The following is a 6,212-nucleotide window of genomic DNA, read 5'->3' as shown; positions in this document are numbered from 1 at the left end:
AAAAGAAGAAGGCCGGATCCTGTTGGGATCCGGCCTTCTGGGTAAAGCCCCTGGCGATGACCTACTCTTGCATGGCTTGAGCCACACTACCATCGGCGCGTATGCGTTTCACTTCCGAGTTCGGGATGGGATCGGGTGGTTCCACACAGCTATTATCACCAGGGAGAGGGTGGAGGGTCGCAAGCTTCGCTGAAAAGAAGCAGCGCACACGCTCTCGTTGGTTGCTTTCAACGCGAATTGCGGCGTTGTCGGCGAATAGATTGGAATGTAGCGAGTCAGTGTTGGGTATGGAGTGTCGACGCGTCGTCGAGTCCAAGGCCACTTGAGGTTATATGGTCAAGCCACACGGATCATTAGTACAGGTTAGCTCAATGGATTGCTCCACTTACACACCCTGCCTATCAACCACCTAGTCTTGATGGTTCCTTTAGGGGAGTCGAGCTCCCGGGAGATCTCATCTTGAGGCGCGCTTCCCGCTTAGATGCTTTCAGCGGTTATCGCTTCCGAACATAGCTACCCGGCAGTGCCACTGGCGTGACAACCGGAACACCAGAGGTTCGTCCACTCCGGTCCTCTCGTACTAGGAGCAGCCCCTCTCAAATCTCCAACGCCCACGACAGATAGGGACCGAACTGTCTCACGACGTTCTGAACCCAGCTCGCGTACCACTTTAAATGGCGAACAGCCATACCCTTGGGACCGACTACAGCCCCAGGATGTGATGAGCCGACATCGAGGTGCCAAACACCGCCGTCGATATGAACTCTTGGGCGGTATCAGCCTGTTATCCCCGGAGTACCTTTTATCCGTTGAGCGATGGCCCTTCCATACAGAACCACCGGATCACTAAGACCTACTTTCGTACCTGCTTGATCCGTCGATCTTGCAGTCAAGCACGCTTATGCCTTTGCACACAGTGCGCGATGTCCGACCGCGCTGAGCGTACCTTCGTGCTCCTCCGTTACACTTTGGGAGGAGACCGCCCCAGTCAAACTACCCACCATACACGGTCCCCGACCCGGATTACGGGCCTAGGTTAGAACGTCAAGCACGACAGGGTGGTATTTCAAGGATGGCTCCACCACAGCTAGCGCCATGGTTTCATAGCCTCCCACCTATCCTACACAGACGAACTCAACGTTCAGTGTAAAGCTATAGTAAAGGTTCACGGGGTCTTTCCGTCTTGCCGCGGGAACGCTGCATCTTCACAGCGATTTCAATTTCACTGAGTCTCGGGTGGAGACAGCGCCGCTGTCGTTACGCCATTCGTGCAGGTCGGAACTTACCCGACAAGGAATTTCGCTACCTTAGGACCGTTATAGTTACGGCCGCCGTTTACTGGGGCTTCGATCAAGAGCTTCGCCTTGCGGCTAACCCCATCAATTAACCTTCCAGCACCGGGCAGGCGTCACACCCTATACGTCCACTTTCGTGTTTGCAGAGTGCTGTGTTTTTGATAAACAGTCGCAGCGGCCTGGTCACTGCGGCCCCCCTCAGCTATTCACCATGGAGGGCGCACCTTCTCCCGAAGTTACGGTGCTATTTTGCCTAGTTCCTTCACCCGAGTTCTCTCAAGCGCCTGAGAATTCTCATCCTGCCCACCTGTGTCGGTTTACGGTACGGTCTGCGTAAGCTGAAGCTTAGGAGCTTTTCCTGGAAGCGTGATATCAGCAGCCTAGTCCTAATGGACCGGTCCTTAGTCTCAACGTTGCGCCCCCGGATTTGCCTAAGGGCACCGCCTCAACTCTCTCACCAGGACAACCAACGCCTGGCCTGCCTAACCTTCTCCGTCCCTCCATCGCACTTACGCGAGGTGCAGGAATATTAACCTGCTTCCCATCGACTACGCATTTCTGCCTCGCCTTAGGGGCCGACTCACCCTGCGTCGATTAACGTTGCGCAAGGAAACCTTGGGCTTTCGGCGTGCGGGCTTTTCACCCGCATTATCGTTACTCATGTCAGCATTCGCACTTCCGATACCTCCAGCGGACTTCTCAATCCACCTTCGCAGGCTTACGGAACGCTCCTCTACCGCGCACACATAAGTGTGCACCCCAAGCTTCGGTTCATCGCTTAGCCCCGTTAAATCTTCCGCGCAGACCGACTCGACCAGTGAGCTATTACGCTTTCTTTAAAGGGTGGCTGCTTCTAAGCCAACCTCCTGGCTGTCTGTGCCTTTCCACATCGTTCACCACTTAGCGATGAATTTGGGACCTTAGCTGTGGGTCTGGGTTGTTTCCCTTTTCACGACGGACGTTAGCACCCGCCGTGTGTCTCCCATACAGTCCGTCTTGGTATTCGGAGTTTGCCATGGTTTGGTAAGTCGCAATGACCCCCTAGCCATAACAGTGCTCTACCCCCAAGAGGATACATATGAGGCGCTACCTAAATAGCTTTCGAGGAGAACCAGCTATCTCCGGGTTCGATTAGCTTTTCACTCCTAATCACACCTCATCCCCTACCTTTGCAACGGGAGTGGGTTCGGGCCTCCAGTTGATGTTACTCAACCTTCACCCTGGGCATGACTAGATCACCCGGTTTCGGGTCTACTGCCCGCGACTATGCGCCCTTATCAGACTCGGTTTCCCTTCGCCTCCCCTATACGGTTAAGCTTGCCACGAACAGTAAGTCGCTGACCCATTATACAAAAGGTACGCAGTCACCCCGAAGGGCTCCTACTGCTTGTACGCACACGGTTTCAGGGTCTATTTCACTCCCTTCACCAGGGTTCTTTTCGCCTTTCCCTCACGGTACTGGTTCACTATCGGTCGGTCAGGAGTATTTAGCCTTGGAGGATGGTCCCCCCATGTTCAGACAGGGTTTCTCGTGCCCCGCCCTACTCGATTTCATCGCATGAGCCCCTTCGCATACAGGGCTATCACCTTCTACGGCGAATCTTTCCAGATTCTTTTGCTGAAACTCATGCAACTTAAGGGCTAGTCCCCGTTCGCTCGTCACTACTTAGGGAATCTCGGTTGATTTCTTTTCCTCCGGGTACTTAGATATTTCAGTTCTCCGGGTTCGCTTCCAGCAGCTATGTATTCACTGCAGGATACCTATTGCTAGGTGGGTTTCCCCATTCGGACATCGCGGGATCAATGCTTGTTGCCAGCTCCCCCACGCTTTTCGCAGGCTGCCACGTCCTTCATCGCCTCTGACCGCCAAGGCATCCACCGTGTGCGCTTATTCGCTTGACCATATAACCCCAAGTCGCCTCGGAGCCATACGGGTCCAGGGGTACAAAGCCCGGACTCGAATATAACGACTCAATTAATAAAGTGTCTCTCGACACTCGCCTTAGCCTCTACGACACGTCTGGACATTCCGTCTCAAAACGCTCGCTACATTCCAGTTTTCAAAGAACACTTCACCGGCTTCAACGCCTTAGAAGTTTCAAATCTTTATGTGTGTGCGCATTTCAGAGTTGTGCCGCTCGCTCCGTCAGGGTGGTGGGTCTGGGAGGACTCGAACCACCGGCCTCACCCTTATCAGGGGTGCGCTCTAACCACCTGAGCTACAGACCCAATGTACTGACTGGCTGGTGGTGGAGCTTGTCGGGATCGAACCGACGACCCCCTGCTTGCAAAGCAGGTGCTCTCCCAGCTGAGCTAAAGCCCCATCGAAACGGGACGGCTCCTTCGCCACCCCTTGGCGGCGAGGAACTCTGAGTGCAGGTCACTTGTGCGGACGTCCGACGAGCAATTTGCTGTCTTTAGTCTCTAAAGGAGGTGATCCAGCCGCACCTTCCGATACGGCTACCTTGTTACGACTTCACCCCAGTCATCGGCCACACCGTGGCAAGCGCCCTCCCGAAGGTTAAGCTACCTGCTTCTGGTGCAACAAACTCCCATGGTGTGACGGGCGGTGTGTACAAGGCCCGGGAACGTATTCACCGCAGCAATGCTGATCTGCGATTACTAGCGATTCCGACTTCATGGAGTCGAGTTGCAGACTCCAATCCGGACTGAGATAGGGTTTCTGGGATTGGCTTGCCCTCGCGGGTTTGCAGCCCTCTGTCCCTACCATTGTAGTACGTGTGTAGCCCTGGCCGTAAGGGCCATGATGACTTGACGTCATCCCCACCTTCCTCCGGTTTGTCACCGGCGGTCTCCTTAGAGTTCCCACCATTACGTGCTGGCAACTAAGGACAAGGGTTGCGCTCGTTGCGGGACTTAACCCAACATCTCACGACACGAGCTGACGACAGCCATGCAGCACCTGTCTCACGGTTCCCGAAGGCACCAATCCATCTCTGGAAAGTTCCGTGGATGTCAAGGCCAGGTAAGGTTCTGCGCGTTGCATCGAATTAAACCACATACTCCACCGCTTGTGCGGGCCCCCGTCAATTCCTTTGAGTTTCAGTCTTGCGACCGTACTTCCCAGGCGGCGAACTTAACGCGTTAGCTTCGATACTGAGAGCCAAGTTGCTCCCAACATCCAGTTCGCATCGTTTAGGGCGTGGACTACCAGGGTATCTAATCCTGTTTGCTCCCCACGCTTTCGTGCCTCAGTGTCAGTGCTGGTCCAGGTAGCCGCCTTCGCCACGGATGTTCCTCCCGATATCTACGCATTTCACTGCTACACCGGGAATTCCGCTACCCTCTACCGCACTCTAGTAAGCCAGTTTCCAATGCCATTCCCAGGTTGAGCCCAGGGCTTTCACATCAGACTTAACAAACCACCTACGCACGCTTTACGCCCAGTAATTCCGAGTAACGCTTGCACCCTTCGTATTACCGCGGCTGCTGGCACGAAGTTAGCCGGTGCTTATTCTTCCGGTACCGTCATGACTCAAGGTTATTAACCCTAAGCTTTTCTTTCCGGACAAAAGTGCTTTACAACCCGAAGGCCTTCTTCACACACGCGGCATGGCTGGATCAGGCTTGCGCCCATTGTCCAATATTCCCCACTGCTGCCTCCCGTAGGAGTCTGGACCGTGTCTCAGTTCCAGTGTGGCTGATCATCCTCTCAGACCAGCTACGGATCGTCGCCTTGGTGGGCCTTTACCCCGCCAACTAGCTAATCCGACGTCGGCTCATCTATCTGCGTGAGGCCTTGCGGTCCCCCACTTTCACCCGTAGGTCGTATGCGGTATTAGCGTAAGTTTCCCTACGTTATCCCCCACAAATAGGCAGATTCCGACGTATTCCTCACCCGTCCGCCACTCGCCACCCAAGGAGCAAGCTCCCCTGTGCTGCCGTTCGACTTGCATGTGTTAGGCCTGCCGCCAGCGTTCACTCTGAGCCAGGATCAAACTCTTCACTTAAATTTTTCGACTCCACCTTGCGGCTTCATCAAAGCTTTGAGTGCAGACTTCGTTCCAGGCCAATTACTCGATCGCTGCATTTGCATGCTGCTATTGAATTGATTTGGACTCTGTTACGAACGTCTGCAAGATGGACAACCATCCACTCGCCAGACGCCCGCACAAGTCACCTGCGCACACTGTCAAAGATCTCGGGAACCGGCCTCAGCGCCTTGTTCCGTCCTCGCCACCGAAGTGCCCGAGGGAGCCGCACACTATACAGCAGTTTTCGTGAACGTCAACACCTGTTCGCGAACTTCTTGCTGCTTCCCGTTTCGCCCGAACCCTTCGTTTTCCGAAGCGTCCGCCTCATCGGGCCGCGCATCTTACAGCATCGCTTCGTTTCGTCAACCACCCGCCGAAACCGCCTGCCGTACCGCGCTCCGATCAACCACCCAACCGCCGATCGGGCCGCGCATCTTACAGCATCGTTTCAGTTCGTCAACACTCACCGAAACCGCTGTTTTTGCGCCTTCCCCGCACCCGACGAACCGTCTGCGGGCCGCGCATCTTACAGCCTGTTTTCGATTCGTCAACACGCATCGAAACCGCTGCCTTCCGCGCTTCCCACCGGCGATCTTCCTGCCTGCGGGCCGCGCATCTTACAGCCTGTTTCCGATCCGTCAACACGCATCGAAACCGCCGCTTTCCGCGCCTCTCCGGAACAATCCAACTCGTCCCGGGGAGCCGCACATTATGCAGACATGAATAGGGCTTGGGAAGAGGTCGCGCGCCACTTCAGCGAAGTTTTTTCGAACCATCGAGTCACCCCGTACGAGCGACCGCTTTTTTGCCGCCCGCCGTCGGGGTCGGGCTACTGCTTGCTGACCTCACCCGCCAAGCGCGACAGGGGCGCTACTGGCAGGACGGCAGCGGATCGGTCCGCAAATTCACCGCCAGGCCCGGA

General features: G+C 55.4%; 2 tRNA genes and 3 rRNA genes. All 5 read right to left on the bottom strand.

The features are described 5' to 3' along the window. Positions 1 to 48: 48 nt before the first annotated feature. Positions 49 to 163 (bottom strand): 5S ribosomal RNA (gene rrf, locus TX83_RS09525). Between the two features lie 169 nt (positions 164 to 332). Further along, positions 333 to 3,197: ribosomal RNA gene (locus TX83_RS09520) — 23S ribosomal RNA — on the bottom strand. A 250-nt stretch (positions 3,198 to 3,447) separates the two neighbouring features. Continuing rightward, positions 3,448 to 3,524: transfer RNA gene (locus TX83_RS09515), tRNA-Ile, on the bottom strand. A gap of 18 nt (positions 3,525 to 3,542) precedes the next feature. Then, positions 3,543 to 3,618: transfer RNA gene (locus tag TX83_RS09510), tRNA-Ala, on the bottom strand. Positions 3,619 to 3,721: 103 nt separating this feature from the next. Continuing rightward, positions 3,722 to 5,266 (bottom strand): 16S ribosomal RNA (locus tag TX83_RS09505). Together the 16S, 23S and 5S rRNA genes with 2 tRNA genes alongside form the textbook arrangement of a ribosomal RNA operon. Positions 5,267 to 6,212: the final 946 nt, after the last annotated feature.

This window comes from Lysobacter antibioticus HS124 (assembly GCF_000336385.2).
GTDB classification, from domain to species: Bacteria; Pseudomonadota; Gammaproteobacteria; order Xanthomonadales; family Xanthomonadaceae; genus Lysobacter; species Lysobacter firmicutimachus.
Note: the sequence above shows the minus strand (reverse complement) of the source record. Positions and strands in the feature narration are given on the sequence as shown.